Genomic DNA, 13,799 nt, shown 5'->3' on the forward strand with positions numbered 1-13,799 from the left:
ACCGCGCTACGCCTCCTGCAACTGGGCCCGGCGCAGGGCCCGGTGCACGCCCTCCGGGGTCAGTACGCCGACCAGGGCGCCGGAGTCCGGGTCGGTGACCCCGATCCGGCCCGAGTCCTCCTGCAGCAGGGCCGCGAGCGCCTCGCGCAGGGTCGCGCCCAGCTCCACGGCCGCCGCGGGGGCCTTGCCCTCGGCCGCTGCCAGGTCGGCGGCCTCGACCGTGGTGACGGCGAGCCGCTTCAGGCCGCGGTCGGAGCCGACGAAGGAGGCCACGTACGGGGTGGCGGGTGAGCCGAGGACCGTCGCGGGGCGGGCGAACTGCTCGATGGTGCCGGTCCCGTAGACGGCTATGCGGTCGCCGAGCCGGATGGCTTCCTCCAGGTCGTGCGTGACCAGCAGGATCGTCTTGCGGACCGTTTTCTGCAGGGTCAGGAACTCGTTCTGCAGCCGTTCGCGCACCACGGGGTCCACCGCGCCGAAGGGCTCGTCCATCAGCAGCACCGGCGGGTCGGCGGCGAGCGCGCGGGCCACGCCGACGCGCTGGCGCTGCCCGCCGGACAGCTGCTCCGGGTACCGGCCCCCGTACACGGCCGGATCCAGCCCCACCAGTTCGAGCAGTTCGGCCGCCCGGGCGCGGGCCTTGGCCTTCGGGGTGCCGATCAGCTGCGGCACGGTCGCCGTGTTCTCCAGCACCGTCTTGTGGGGGAACAGCCCGACCTGCTGGATGACGTACCCGATGCGGCGGCGCAGTTCGACCGGGTCGGCGGCCGCGATGTCCTCGCCGTTCAGCAGGATCCGGCCGGAGGTCGGGTCGATCAGCCGGTTGACCATCTTCATCGTGGTGGTCTTGCCGCAGCCGGACGGGCCCACGAGCGTGACCAGCTCACCCTCCGCCACCTCGAAGGACAGGTCCTCGACGGCTGTCGTCCCGTCGGGGTAGCGCTTGGTCACATGCTCGAATCGGATCACAAGCTCATCTTTCCGCACCCGCGCCCCTGTTTTGTGAAGGGCGTGTTGCCCCCGTGCGAAGGATTCCGGCCATTGTGGGTCGTGGGGGTTAGGGTCGCTGTGAAGGGTGACTGTGAAGACGTGCGTTCGAATGGCGGGGGGTGGGGTGCATGGCCGGGCGGAACTGCCTGGTGGCGAACGACTGGATCTGCTGGGACTACGTCACCTCCCGCTCCCAGGAGCTCACGGACGCCACCCTCGAACACATCTGGATCACGGGCGTGTCCGTCCTGATCGGCATAGCCGTGTCCGTGCCGCTCGCCCTGCTGGCCCGCCGCAGCCGCCGCTGGGCGGCGCCCGTGCTGGCCCTCACCACGCTGCTGTACACGATCCCCTCGCTGGCCATGTTCTCCCTGCTGCTGCCGGTCTTCGGACTCTCGGCGGCGCTGGTGGTCACCGGGCTGGTGCTGTATTCGCTGACGATCCTGGTGCGCAACGTGCTGGCCGGCCTGGAGGCCGTGCCCGAGGAGGTACGGGAGGCCGCGCGCGGCATGGGGTACGGCCCGGGCCGGCTGCTGTGGCAGGTGGAACTGCCGCTGGCGCTGCCCGCGCTGCTCGCCGGCGTACGGATCGCCACGGTCTCGACGGTCGCGCTGACCACGGTCGGCTCCATCGTCGGCAAGGGGGGCCTCGGCAACCTCATCGCCCCGGCGGTGAACAGCTCCTTCAAGGCCCAGGTGCTGACCGCCTCGGTGCTGTGCGTGCTGCTCGCGCTCGTGGCCGACCTGCTGCTGCTGGGCGTACAGCGGCTGCTCACGCCGTGGACCCGGGCCGGAGCCCGGCCGGCGGCTTCGGGGAAGGGGGCCTAGGCCGTGGGGGTACTGGGAGAGACCTGGGACTGGCTGGCGAACGGCGCCAACTGGTCGGGGGAGAGCGGGGTCTGGCACCGGCTCGGCGAGCACGTCTACGTGAGCGGGGTCGCGCTGGCGATCGCCTGCGCGCTGGCGCTGCCGGTCGGCCTGTACCTCGGCCACCTCGGCAAGGGCGGCGCCCTCGCGATCAACGTCTCCAACATCGGACGGGCCGTTCCGGTCTTCGCGGTGCTGGCGCTGTTCATGGTCTCCCCGCTGCGCAACGCCGGCTATGTGCCGACCATCGCCGCGCTGGTGCTGTTCGCCCTCCCGCCGCTGCTGACGAACGCCTACGTCGGCATGCGCGAGGTGGACCGTTCGGTGGTGGAGGCCGCCCGGGGCATGGGCATGTCCGGCGGCCAGCTCTTCCTGCGCGTCGAACTCCCGCTCGCGCGCGGGCTGGTGATGACCGGGCTGCGCTCGGGAGCGGTGCAGGTCATCGCCACGGCCACGATCGCCGCCATGGTCGGCCAGGGCGGCCTCGGCCGGATCATCACCGCCGGCTTCAACACGTACAACACCCCGCAGGTCGTCGCGGGCGCCCTGCTGGTGGCGGCGCTCGCCCTGCTGGTCGAGGGCGCGCTGGTGGCGGCGGACCGGCTGCTGCCGCGGGCCGCGGGCCACCGCTGATTCCTGTCCATCGCCTCGAAACGGAGTTACTCCATGACCAAGACCACGCGCGTCCTCGGCGCGTCCCTGGGCGCCCTGGCCCTGACGGTGTCGCTGGCCGCGTGCGGCGGCGACAGCCTGGAGAAGAGCAAGGACGGCGGTTCGTCCGCCCCGGCCGCGGACGGCAAGGGCAGCCTGGTGATCGGCGCCGCCGGGTTCACCGAGTCGAACGTGCTGGCCGAGCTGTACGCGCAGGTCCTCAAGGACGCGGGCTACGGCACGTCCGTCAAGACGGTCAACAACCGCGAGCTGTACGAGCCCTCGCTGGAGAAGGGCGAGATCGACGTCGTCCCGGAGTACGCGGCCACGCTCGCGGAGTTCCTCAACGCCAAGGTGAACGGTCCGAAGGCGCCCGAGGAGAAGCCGGTGGCGTCGAGCGACGTCGCGGCGACGGTGGCGGCCCTGGAGAAGCTCGCCGCCCCGCTCGGGCTGAAGGCGCTGCCCGCGGGCGGGGCCGTCGACCAGAACGCATTCGCGGTGACCAAGGAATTCGCCCAGAAGAACAACCTGAAGACGCTTTCCGATCTTGGCAAGTCCGGCCTGAAGGTGAAGATCGCGGCGGGCGACGAATGCTCCGTACGGCCCTTCTGCGCACCGGGGTTGACGAAGACATACGGAATTCAAGTTTCCGGTATTGACCCGAAGGGCGTCGGCACCCCGCAGGCCAAGCAGGCCGTCAAGGACGGCGCCGACCAGCTCGTGCTGACCACCACCACGGACGCCACCCTCGACAGCTTCGGCCTGGTCCTGCTGGAGGACGACAAGAAGCTCCAGAACGCCGACAACGTGCTCCCGGTGGTCAATGCCAAGGACGCCGGCGCCCCCGAGGTCGCGGCCGCCCTCGACAAGCTGACCAAGGTCCTCACGACGGCCGATCTGGTCGACCTGAACCGGAAGGTGGACGCGGAGCGCGCCAAGCCGGCGGACGTCGCGAAGGCCTACCTGGAGTCCAAGGGGCTTCTCAAGAAGTAGAAGTCACGGGGGTTGATGGAGGAATGTGGAGTACCTGCCCGGGAAGAGCGTCAAGAGATTGCCGGGCGGGTATCCCGCTGGACCCCCACGCCCTGTAAATTTCGGGCCATGCCCCGTGGACGCCACCGCAATCCCGAACCCCTGCACCGGCTGCTCACGCCGACGACCGTCGCAGGTGTGTCCGTCATCAGTGCCGGAGCGGCCTGGCTGCTCGCGGAACCCCTGCCGCTGAGGCTCCTCGTGGCCCTCACCGCGGCCGCCGGGGTCGGCGGCGCCGTCGTGATGCGCGCCTGGGACCGTTCGGCGGGCCGCCGCGTGGCGGAGCTCGCGCGCGAGCGGGTCAAGGACGAGTGGCGGACGGACGAGCGGATAGCCGAGCTCGAATCCGATCTCGAAGAGGCCCGCGTGCTGCGCGGCCGGCTCGACGCCAAGCTGCGTGCCAAGCGGGTCGAACTGGCCGGGCTGCGGGGCGAGCACGCGGCGCTGCTGCGGCGCTACGCGACCGCCGAGACCGAGCGCGCCAGCGCCCTGGAGGGCCGCCGGCTGCTGGCCATCGAGGCCTCCTCCGCGGCTCCGGCCGCCGCGCCGAAGGAACTTCCGGCCGTCTCCGAGGAGCGCACCTCGGCGGGCGCGCCCACCACGGTCGGCTACGCCCGGGCCCACGCGGCCCTGGGGGCGCTGGCCCGCAGGAAGCAGACGCAGGCGGCCCTGCCCGCGGCCCCCGCCGCGGCGGCCCTGGCGTCCGCGGCCCCCGAGCCCTCGCGCCCCGCACCCGCGGTGCCCGCTCCTTCGGTCCCCGCGTCGTCGGTCCCCGCGCGGCGCCCGGCCGCGGCGGTGGCCCCGTACGCGGCCCAGCGGCGTACGGCCTCGCGCGTCGAGGGCGGCTTCGACTTCTTCGGCACCAAGAACGCGGCGCAGGCCCGCGCGGTGATCGAGGCGGTCCAGAACGAGGACCTGGCCGACGTGGTCGGCGCCGAGGCCCTCGCGGTCCACAAGGCGGAGTCCGCCGAGGCCGCCCCCGGGCCGGAGTTCAAGCCGGCGACCGCCGAGACCCGTGCGGTGGGCCAGGTCATCGACCTGACGGCCCACGACGAGACCGAGCCGATCGACGTGGTCCGGCTGCGCACCGCGATCTCGTAGCTCAGAACAGCGGCAGCTGGCCGGGGTGTTCGGCCAGCACGAAACCGTCCAGCGTCGGCGCGGAGGCGCCGAGCACCACCCGGGCCCGGGATCCGGGGCAGGACACCAGGTCGCCGCGTCCGCGCCCGGCAGGCGGGTCGTGGCGGGCGATCCGGCCGGCGGTGACGGCGCAGTCGCGGCCGCAGGAGGGGCAGGCCCGGCGGGGGGAGTGGGACATGGCGCCCAGTCTGCCCTGCCCCGCCGACATCAGCCCTGCCGGGCGGCGAGCCAGGCCTCGTGGCCCTGCTGGACCCGCGCCCACAGTGCCGCCCGGTCCGCGGCGGTCAGGTCGTCCAGGTCGCGCCCGAAGACGCTCCCGATGACCTCGAAGAGCTCGTCCGCGTCGGCCAGTTCCCGCTCGCTGGTCCCCTTCGCGGAGTCCAACCGGGTCAGGATCCGGCCCCGCAGCACGTCCGCGCCCTCCGCGTCACGGCGGAACAGCGCGAAGGTCCGTACGAAGACCGAGTCCTCGCCGGTGGACAGCCAGGTGTGCATGGCATCGAAGTCGGCGGTCACCGCCGGGGCGTCCCGGAAGTTCATCCGGGGCATGTGCATGTCGGGGCTGAGGAGGCTCCAGCCCGCACCCTCGCCATGGAGCGGCTCCAGCCGCTCCAGCCGGTACCGCAGGCCGCCCTGTTCGTACGCGCCCTCGCGCAGCGGCAGCGGCTCGTACGGGCCGTCCCCGAGCCCGGCGTCCACCCAGTACTCGCTCCCGTCGACGCGGACGGTCAGGGTGAGGTGCCCGCCGCCGACCTCGCGGGAGGCGGCCTCGCCGCACACGCCGCCGATGTGCCGGGTCACCTCGTAGCCGAGGGTCTCCAGGAGGAGCGCGAGGCCGCCGTTGAGGTGGAAGCAGTAGCCGCCGCGCCCGGCGGCGAACCGGCGGGCCGACAGCTCGGGGTCGATGCCGGGCGGCCGGCCGAGCTGGATGTCGATGTTGTCGTAGGCGATGCGCTCCAGATGCGCCCGCTGGAGCGCGAACAGCCGTTCAGCGCTGGGGGCTCCGGGATCGATGACGCCGAGCCGGCGCAGGTAACCGTCGAATATGGCGGAGATCATCCGGTCAGCGTAGGCGCCGGGCGCGCGCGGCCCCCGGGAATTACCCGCGGGGCCGGGGCCCGGGCCGGGGCCGCGGGCGCTCACGGTCCGGTCCTGCCGAGGGCCGCGACGGCGTCGACCATCCGGTCCCAGAAGCGCGGGGTGTCGAGGTCCACGGCGACCTGCGCGTTGACCGGGCGGTCCAGGTACCGGTGGAGGTCCACGACGGTTGCCCCGCGCGTGAACCGGCCGTGCAGCTCCACGGTGACGTTCGCCGGCACGCACCCCACGAGGGCCGGGTCGATCACGCGCGCCACGGCGACGGGGTCGTGCAGCGGGGGATGGGGCATGTTCCACAGCCGGCGGTACGTCGACGCGAAGTAGGCCAGCAATTCGGCGCAGATGTCGCCGAGTTCGGTGCCGAGGGCCTCGAAGCGGGCCAGGACCTCGGGCGTGGCCAGGGCCTGGTGGGTGACGTTGAGCCCGCACATGGTCACGGGGACCCCGCTGCGGAAGACGATGTCCGCGGCCTCCGGGTCGGTGTGGATGTTGAACTCGGACGCCGGGGTGCGGTTGCCCCGCTCCGTGGAGCCTCCCATCAGCACGATCTCGCGGATGCGGGCGGCGCTGTCGGGGTAGCGGGTCAGCAGCAGGGCGATGTTGGTCAGCGGGGCGGTGGGGACCAGGGTGACCGGCTCCGGGTGGTCCACGAGGATCCGGTGGATGAGCTCGACCGCGTGCTCGGGGACCAGGTTGACCGTGGGTTCGGGGAACCGCGGTCCGTCCAGTCCGGATGCGCCGTGCACGTCGTCCGCCACGGCCAGCGGCTGGAGCAGCGGCCGGTCGCAGCCGGCGGCGATGGGCACGTCCGTGATCCCGGCGACGGTGCACACCCGACGGGCGTTGAGGGAGGTCTTCTCCAGCGTCTGGTTGCCGGCGACCGTGGTGATCGCGAGCAGGTCGACCGCCGGGTCCGCCGCCGCCAGCATGATCGCCAGCGCGTCGTCGTGCCCGGGATCGCAGTCGATGATGATCGGGACGGGCACGGGCGACCTCCTCGTCGGACTGCGGACCCGTCCAGTCTGCCGCCGGAGAGCCGCTCGGGAGGTCTCTACTTGTCGATGTCGCCGACCACGAAGAACAGCGAGCCCAGGATCGCCACCATGTCCGCGACGAGCTGCCCCGGCAGCAGTACGGCCAGGGCCTGGATGTTGTTGTACGAGGCGCTGCGCAGCTTCAGCCGGTACGGGGTCTTCTCGCCCTTCGAGACGAGGTAGTAGCCGTTGATGCCGAGCGGGTTCTCGGTCCAGGCGTACGTGTGGCCCTCGGGCGCCTTCAGTACCTTGGGCAGCCGCTGGTTGACCGGCCCCGGCGGCAGCTCCGCCATCCGGTCCAGGCAGGCCACGGCCAGGTCGAGCGCGTTGTGGGTCTGGTCCAGCAGGCACTCGAAGCGGGCCAGGCAGTCGCCCTCGGTGCGGGTGACGACCTTGAGGACGTCCTGCAGCTCGCCGTAGGCCAGGTACGGCTCGTCGCGGCGCAGGTCGAAGTCGACGCCGGAGGCGCGGGCGATCGGGCCGGAGACCCCGTACGCGTGCACCGCCTCGGCGGACAGGACGCCGACGCCGCGCGTGCGGGCGCGGAAGATCTCGTTGCCGCGCACCAGGTCGTCGTAGACGTGCATGCGGGTGTTGACGTCGGCGATCGCGGCGCGGGCCCGGCCGAGCCAGCCGGCCGGGAGGTCCTCCTTGAGGCCGCCGACTCGGTTGAACATGTAGTGCATGCGGCCGCCGGAGATCTCCTCCATGACGGCCTGGAGCTCCTCGCGCTCGCGGAACGCGTGGAAGATCGGGGTGATCCCACCCAGTTCGAGGGGGTACGAGCCGAGGAACATCAGGTGGTTCAGCACCCGGTTCAGTTCGGCGAGCAGGGTCCGCATCCACACGGCCCGCTCGGGGACCTCCATGCCGAGCATCCGCTCGACGGCCATGACCACACCGAGCTCGTTGGAGAACGCGGACAGCCAGTCGTGGCGGTTCGCGAGCATCACGATCTGCCGGTAGTCACGGGCCTCGAAGAGCTTCTCGGCGCCGCGGTGCATGTAGCCGACCACGGGCTCGGCGCTGACGATCCGCTCGCCGTCCAGGACGAGCCGCAGGCGCAGCACGCCGTGCGTGGAAGGGTGCTGGGGGCCGATGTTGAGCACCATGTCGGTGCTCTCCGCCGCTCCGCCGATGCCGACCGTGGTCTCCGTCATGCGGGCATTGTCTCAGCCCTACGCTTGGTGGATGGATACGGGGACAGAGGGTGAGACGGGTGGGCCCGTGTGGGTGGGGCTGCCGGGCGGGCTGCTCACTCTGCGGCGGCTGCTGCTGGTGATCTGGGCCACGGGGTTCGCCGTGGTGACCGCCGTCGTACTGGGGCTGACGGCCGGCCCGTGGTGGGCGTCCCTCGGGGTGGTGTGGCTCGCCGTCCTGGGCTGGGGCTGGGTGCTCCTCGGCCGGAACTGGCGGTCCTGGCGGTACGCCGAGCGGGCGGACGACCTGCTGATCAGCCGCGGGGTGCTGTGGCGGGAGGAGACCGTGGTCCCGTACGGGCGGATGCAGCTGGTCGAGGTGACCTCGGGCCCGCTGGAGCGGCGCTTCGGGCTGGCCTCCCTCCAGCTGCACACGGCGGCGGCGGCCACCGACGCCAAGATCCCGGGCCTGGCGCCGGCCGAGGCGGAGCGGCTGCGCGACCGCCTCACCGCCCTCGGCGAGGCAAGGTCGGCGGGCCTGTGACCGCCGGTCCGGCGGACGGCGACCCGCTGACCCCCGCCCCTGTCACTGCCCCCGCCCCAGCCCCCGGCGCCGAGCCCGGCGGAGCCGGACGGCGGCTGCACCCCTTCACGCCGCTGCGCCGCGCCTGGGTGCCGATCGCCGCGACCGTCGGCGTCGTCGCCCAGCAGGGCGACCAGGCCCAGAAGTGGGTGGCGGACCTGTCCGTCCTGCTCCGGCTGCTGGCTCTGGCCGGCGTCATCCTCGTGTTCGCCGTGTACGGCTTCCTGAGCTGGTGGTTCACCCACTACGCCGTGACCGACACCGAACTGCGCATCCGTACGGGACTGCTCTTCCGCCGCACCGCGCACATCCGCCTCGACCGCCTCCAGGCCGTGGACGTCACCCGCCCGCTGCTGGCCCGGCTGACCGGCGTCGCCAGCCTGCGCCTCGATGTCATCGGCACCGACGACAAGGACCAGCTGTCCTTCCTCGGCGAGCAGGAGGCCGTCGCCCTGCGCGCCGAACTCCTCGCCCGCGCGGCGGGCTTCGCCCCCGAGGAGGCGGTGCGCCTGGGCGAGGCCCCCGACACGGAGCTGCTGCGCGTGAGCCCGCGCGAGCTCGTGGTGTCGCTGCTGCTCAGCCTCGGCGTCCTGGGCGCGCTCGCGGCCGGGATCGTCGGGCCGGTGGCCGTGTGGTGGTTCAGCTCCAGCCCGTGGGCGGCCGTCGTCACCCTGCTCCCGATGCTCGGCGCGGTCTGGGCGGCCACCGCGGGCCGCTTCCTCGCGGAGTACGACTGGCGGGTCGCGGAGTCCCCGGACGGGCTGCGGCTGGACCACGGAATGCTGGACCGGGCCCACGAGACCGTGCCGCCGGGGCGCGTGCAGACCGTACGGATCGTGGAGCCGCTGCTGTGGCGGCGGCGCGACCGGGTCCGCGTGGAGCTGGCCGTGGCGGGCTCGAAGAACGAGGTCCTGGTCCCGGTGGCCTCGCGGGCCGCCGCGTACGCCGTGATCGCCCGGGTGCTGCCCGGGGTGGACCTGGCGGCCCTGGCCTTCTCCGGCTCCCCGCGGGCCGGCTCGCGCCGGGTGGTCCCGGTGTGGTGGAAGGGCTACGCGCTGGCCGTCTCCCCGGAGGTGTTCGCCGCCCGGCACGGCCGCCTGTGCCGCCGTACGGAGATCGTCCCGCACGCCAAGGTGCAGAGCGTCCGCCTCGGCCAGGGCCCGTGGGCCCGCGCCTGCGGCCTGGCCGACGTACACGTGGACACCGGCGCGAACGGGACGGTCACGGCCCGGCTGCGGGCGGCGGACGAGGCCGCCGCCCTGCTGGCCGCCCAGGCCGTCCGCGCCCGCACCTCCCGGGCCTCGGCCCGCCCGGACCGCTGGATGACGCAGCCGGGTGCGTGAGTCGGACGCGTGAGTCGGACGCGTGAGCCGGGTGCGTGAGCCGGACGGGGGGACGACTGCGGCACACGAGGTAACTGTGTGATAACAGGAAGAGCCTATCGGTCACTCCGGGTAGCGAAGGGGGCGACGGATCCTCGACCTGATCCGCAGTCGGCAACCCCAAGGGACAGCACTGATGAACCCGAACACCTCACGGCTCGTGCGCCTGGCGCGACTGGCCGCCCCCGCCGCGGCGGCGCTCGCGATGACGATGGCCTTCGCGGGCCCCGCGGCCGCCGATCCCTCGTTCGTGATGCGGTCGGGCGGCGAGGTCCGCTTCGCGGCCCTGCCCGGCGAGCAGAACACCGTGACCTTCGGCATCGGGAGCGGCGGCGTGGTCACCGTCACCGACACGACGAGCACGATCACGGCCGGCCCCGGCTGTGTCCAGCAGGGCCCCAACACCGTCCGCTGCGGGGTGCTCACCGGGCTGACCCGCATCCAGGCCGCCCTGGGCAACGGGAACGACATCGCCACCAACAACACCCCGGTCCCATCCGACATGGACGGCGGATCGGGCGAGGACCGGCTGATCGGCGGCACCGCCGCCGACCGTCTCACCGACTCCGACGGATGGAACGCCAACACCGGCACCACCACCACCTTCGAGGGGGGCGGCGGCAACGACACCCTCGTCAGCAAGAACGGCGGCTTCGACCGGATCACCTGCGGTACGGGCTTCGACATCCTCGTGGCCGACCAGGCGGCCCTCGACACCGTCCCCGCCGGCTCGGGCTGCGAGTTCGTCATCCGCTAGCCCCTGTCCGCCCGCACAGCGCGGATCCGTGTTCCCCCCGGGCCGGGCGGCCCGGGGGAACACCCGGAGAAACTGCTAGCCGGCGCCGCCGCCCGCGCGGACCAGGCCCGTCTCGTACGCCAGGACCACCACCTGGACGCGGTCGCGCAGCCCCAGCTTCGTCAGGATGCGGCCCACGTGGGTCTTCACGGTCGCCTCCGACAGGACCAGCCGGGCCGCGATCTCCCCGTTCGACAGCCCCTGGGCCACCAGCAGCATGACCTCGCGCTCGCGCTCCGTCAGCCGCTCGATCTCCTTGTTCCGCGGCTCCTGCGTGGTCGTCGGCAGCATCGGCGCGAAGCGGTCCAGCAGTCGCCGCGTCGTGGACGGGGCGACCACCGCGTCCCCGCTGTGCACCGAGCGGATGGCCGCCAGCAGTTCCGCCGGCGGGACGTCCTTCAGCATGAAGCCGCTCGCCCCGGCCTTCAGGCCCGAGAAGGCGTATTCGTCCAGGTCGAAGGTGGTCAGGATGATGACCTTCGGGTGCTCGTCCGGCTCGCAGATCCGCCGCGTCGCCTCGACACCGTCCAGCCTCGGCATGCGGACGTCCATCAGCACCACGTCCACCTTCGTGGCCCGCAGCACCTCCAACGCCTCCAGGCCGTCGCCCGCTTCGGCGACGACCTCCATGTCCGGCTGGGCGGCGAGCACCATCCGGAAGCCGGTGCGCAGCAGCACCTGGTCGTCGACCAGCATCACTCGGATGGACATCAGTTACCTCGTCCTCGTCATCTCTTCTTCAGGGGAAGCAGTGCGCTGATCCGGAAGCCGCCGCCCGGACGCGGGCCCGCGTCCAGGGTTCCGCCGACCATACCGATCCGCTCGCGCATGCCGATCAGTCCGTGCCCGGCGCCGTCCGCGCCGCCGTCCTCGTACAGTTCGTGGGCCGCGCCCCGGCCGTCGTCCTCGATCAGCAGGCCGAGCCCGTCGTCGAAGTAGACCAGCCGGACGCTGGCCTTCGCCTCCGGGCCGCCGTGCTTGCGGGTGTTGGTCAGTGCCTCCTGCACGATCCGGTACGCCGTCAGCTCCACCCCGCTGGGCAGCCGCCGCGGCGCGCCCTCGACCTCGAAGTCCACCGTGAGCCCGGCCGCCCGTACCTGCTCGACCAGGACCTCGATCTGCTCGACGTCGGGCTGCGGCACGTAGTCCTCGGACTCCTGGGGCTCGCCGGTGCGCAGGACGCCCAGCAGCCGGCGCATCTCGGCGAGGGCCTGGCGGCCGGTGCCGGAGATGGTCTGGAGGGCCTCCTTGGCCTGCTCGGGGGCCACGTCCATGACGTACGCCGCCCCGTCCGCCTGGACCACCATCACCGAGACGTTGTGCGCGACGACGTCGTGCAGCTCGCGGGCGATCCGGGCGCGCTCGCCGGCCACGGCCACCTTGGCCTGGGCCTCGCGCTCCTTCTCCAGTCGCTGGTTCCGCTCGATCAGCTGGGCGTAGTAGGCCCGGCGGGTGCGCAGGGAGTCGCCCAGCACCCAGGCCAGCACGAACGGAATGATCATGAAGATGGCGAAGAGGAGGTTGTCGACGTCGTTGGTGCCCTTGTCCACGCCGAAGCGCACGAAGTAGAGCGGCGCGGCCGCCAGCCCCCAGCCCAGTGCGGTGCGGGAGACCCAGCGCGGGACCTCGCTCGCGGCGACCGTGTAGAGGATCACGAACATGGCGAGGTCCCAGACCCCGGCGATGATCCCCACGGAGAGCTGGAAGGCGCCCGCTCCGAGGGTGAGCCAGAACATCGCCTGCGTCCACTTGCGGCGCAGGGCCACGGCCGTGCTCAGCGCGATCACCACCGGGACGGCGGCGAACTTCAGGGGTCGGCTGATGTCGGGCTCGCCCACGACGTTCAGCATCGAGACCCCGAAGAGGAGGACAGCCCAGAAGCTGTCGACGCCCGTCGGGTGTCTGCGGAGGAAGTCGTAGAGGCGCTGCACGTCACCCAGAGTAGGGAACAGTGATAGGTGCTGGAGTCAACCAGAGGTTCGAACCTGGCCTCGGGGGCGTACTCCCGAAGGTGGAGTTGAGCTTAGCCTTTGTGGGGTGAGCACCCAGGGTGGACATCCGACTCCGGTCCGGTGGCGGGACGCGATGGACGCCGCCCTGTACGGACCCGGCGGCTTCTACGTGCGCCCGGGCGGACCCGGACCCGCCGGGCACTTCCGCACCTCGGTGCACGCCTCCGCGCTGTACGCGGGAGCCGTGGCCCGGCTGCTGCGGTGGGTGGACGCGGAGCTCGGGCACCCGCAGGGGCTGGACCTGGTCGACGTGGGGGCCGGGCGCGGGGAGCTGCTGGCCGGGGTGCTGGCCGCGCTGGAGCCGGAGACGGCCGCGCGGGTGCGTCCGTATGCCGTGGAGCGGGCGGAGCGGCCCGCGGGGCTCGACCCGCGGATCCGCTGGGTCGAGGCACCGCCCGAAGGGACGACGGGGCTGCTGTTCGCCAACGAGTGGCTGGACAACGTGCCGCTGGAGATCGCGGAGGACGGGCGCTACGTCCTGGTCGCCCCGGACGGTACGGAAAGCCCCGGCGGCCCGCTGGACGACGCGGACCGGGCCTGGCTGGAGCGGTGGTGGCCGGGCGGTGGCGGTGCCGATCGCGGCCGGACCGATCGCGGCCGGACCGATCGCGGCCGGGCCGAGATCGGCCGGGCGCGGGACGAGGCCTGGGCGGCGGCCGTGGCGAGCCTGGAGCGGGGGCTGGCGGTGGCGGTGGACTACGGCCACACCCGGGACGCGAGGCCGCCGTACGGCACGCTGACGGGCTTCCGCGCGGGCCGGGAGGTCCCGCCCGTACCGGACGGCAGCTGCGACGTCACCGCGCACGTGGCGCTGGACTCCTGCGCGGGGCCGGACGCGGTCCTGCGGACCCAGCGCGAGGCGCTGACGGGGCTCGGGGTCTCGGGCGTCCGGCCCGCGCTGGCGTTGGCCTCGGCGGATCCGGTGGCGTACGTACGGGGGCTGGCCGCCGCGGGTGAGGCGGCCGAGCTGACCGCTCGCGGCGGGCTCGGCGACTTCTTGTGGCTCTGCCAGCCGGTCGGGATCCGGGCGGCTTGGCCCGAGCCCGCCGGCGGCTGACGCGGGCCCGGCGTGTGGA

At 72.9% G+C, this 13,799-nt stretch carries 15 protein-coding genes; 8 read left to right on the forward strand and 7 right to left on the reverse strand.

The genetic code is table 11. The annotated features are described in order from the left end of the window. Nucleotides 1-6: 6 nt before the first annotated feature. The gene (locus tag ACFYZ4_RS29790; RefSeq protein ID WP_390785306.1) at nucleotides 7-969 is read right to left on the reverse strand and encodes an ABC transporter ATP-binding protein; all 963 of its coding nucleotides are present in this window, start codon (nucleotides 967-969) and stop codon (nucleotides 7-9) included. A gap of 149 nt (nucleotides 970-1,118) precedes the next feature. Here ACFYZ4_RS29790 and ACFYZ4_RS29795 point away from each other — a divergent pair, with 149 nt between their 5' ends. The 4 genes from ACFYZ4_RS29795 to ACFYZ4_RS29810 all read left to right on the forward strand — a co-directional run bounded on the left by ACFYZ4_RS29795 (nucleotide 1,119) and on the right by ACFYZ4_RS29810 (nucleotide 4,640). Next, nucleotides 1,119-1,817, forward strand: a complete 699-nt coding sequence (locus ACFYZ4_RS29795) for an ABC transporter permease (RefSeq protein ID WP_351298288.1) — start codon at nucleotides 1,119-1,121, stop codon at nucleotides 1,815-1,817. A 3-nt stretch (nucleotides 1,818-1,820) separates the two neighbouring features. Then, complete coding sequence (locus ACFYZ4_RS29800) at nucleotides 1,821-2,489, forward strand: ABC transporter permease (RefSeq protein ID WP_351298291.1); 669 nt, start codon at nucleotides 1,821-1,823, stop codon at nucleotides 2,487-2,489. 33 nt (nucleotides 2,490-2,522) lie between these two features. Further along, nucleotides 2,523-3,500 (forward strand): ABC transporter substrate-binding protein, encoded by a 978-nt coding sequence (locus ACFYZ4_RS29805; RefSeq protein ID WP_390785307.1) that lies wholly within the window; start codon nucleotides 2,523-2,525, stop codon nucleotides 3,498-3,500. Between the two features lie 108 nt (nucleotides 3,501-3,608). Beyond that, nucleotides 3,609-4,640 (forward strand): hypothetical protein, encoded by a 1,032-nt coding sequence (locus tag ACFYZ4_RS29810; protein WP_390785308.1) that lies wholly within the window; start codon nucleotides 3,609-3,611, stop codon nucleotides 4,638-4,640. A 1-nt stretch (nucleotide 4,641) separates the two neighbouring features. Here the strand turns inward: ACFYZ4_RS29810 and ACFYZ4_RS29815 are convergent, their stop codons facing one another. From ACFYZ4_RS29815 to ACFYZ4_RS29830, 4 genes are all read right to left on the reverse strand, one after another. Further along, a complete protein-coding gene (locus tag ACFYZ4_RS29815) occupies nucleotides 4,642-4,857 on the reverse strand; it encodes a hypothetical protein (protein ID WP_384349234.1) in 216 nt (71 codons plus the stop codon). Between the two features lie 29 nt (nucleotides 4,858-4,886). Next, nucleotides 4,887-5,738, reverse strand: coding sequence for an arylamine N-acetyltransferase (locus ACFYZ4_RS29820; RefSeq protein ID WP_390785309.1), 852 nt, complete (start codon nucleotides 5,736-5,738; stop codon nucleotides 4,887-4,889). Nucleotides 5,739-5,818: 80 nt separating this feature from the next. Further along, a complete protein-coding gene (locus ACFYZ4_RS29825; RefSeq protein WP_390785310.1) occupies nucleotides 5,819-6,763 on the reverse strand; it encodes a nucleoside hydrolase in 945 nt (314 codons plus the stop codon). Nucleotides 6,764-6,828: 65 nt separating this feature from the next. Further along, entirely contained in the window at nucleotides 6,829-7,971 is a 1,143-nt protein-coding gene (locus ACFYZ4_RS29830) for an NADH-quinone oxidoreductase subunit D (protein ID WP_390785311.1), read from the reverse strand. A 31-nt stretch (nucleotides 7,972-8,002) separates the two neighbouring features. On the opposite strand from ACFYZ4_RS29830, the gene ACFYZ4_RS29835 reads away from it, so the two are divergent. The 3 genes from ACFYZ4_RS29835 (at nucleotide 8,003) to ACFYZ4_RS29845 (ending at nucleotide 10,672) form a co-directional block, all read left to right on the forward strand. Further along, complete coding sequence (locus ACFYZ4_RS29835; RefSeq protein ID WP_390785312.1) at nucleotides 8,003-8,494, forward strand: PH domain-containing protein; 492 nt, start codon at nucleotides 8,003-8,005, stop codon at nucleotides 8,492-8,494. Further along, nucleotides 8,491-9,876: a PH domain-containing protein gene (locus tag ACFYZ4_RS29840; protein WP_384349220.1), complete on the forward strand. Its 1,386-nt coding sequence runs from the start codon at nucleotides 8,491-8,493 to the stop codon at nucleotides 9,874-9,876. Before ACFYZ4_RS29835 ends, ACFYZ4_RS29840 begins: the two co-directional genes overlap by 4 nt. A gap of 175 nt (nucleotides 9,877-10,051) precedes the next feature. Further along, complete coding sequence (locus ACFYZ4_RS29845; RefSeq protein ID WP_351298308.1) at nucleotides 10,052-10,672, forward strand: hypothetical protein; 621 nt, start codon at nucleotides 10,052-10,054, stop codon at nucleotides 10,670-10,672. A 75-nt stretch (nucleotides 10,673-10,747) separates the two neighbouring features. Here ACFYZ4_RS29845 and ACFYZ4_RS29850 read toward each other — a convergent pair whose 3' ends face one another. Then, complete coding sequence (locus ACFYZ4_RS29850) at nucleotides 10,748-11,422, reverse strand: response regulator transcription factor (protein ID WP_351298311.1); 675 nt, start codon at nucleotides 11,420-11,422, stop codon at nucleotides 10,748-10,750. A gap of 17 nt (nucleotides 11,423-11,439) precedes the next feature. Beyond that, nucleotides 11,440-12,642, reverse strand: a complete 1,203-nt coding sequence (locus tag ACFYZ4_RS29855) for a sensor histidine kinase (RefSeq protein ID WP_351298314.1) — start codon at nucleotides 12,640-12,642, stop codon at nucleotides 11,440-11,442. Between the two features lie 154 nt (nucleotides 12,643-12,796). On the opposite strand from ACFYZ4_RS29855, the gene ACFYZ4_RS29860 reads away from it, so the two are divergent. Beyond that, nucleotides 12,797-13,780 carry an SAM-dependent methyltransferase gene (locus ACFYZ4_RS29860; RefSeq protein WP_390785326.1) on the forward strand — a complete coding sequence of 328 codons (984 nt, stop codon included), beginning with the start codon at nucleotides 12,797-12,799 and terminating at the stop codon, nucleotides 13,778-13,780. Nucleotides 13,781-13,799: the final 19 nt, after the last annotated feature.

This window comes from Streptomyces sp. NPDC001513 (genome assembly GCF_042894695.1).
Taxonomy (GTDB): Bacteria; Actinomycetota; Actinomycetes; order Streptomycetales; family Streptomycetaceae; genus Streptomyces.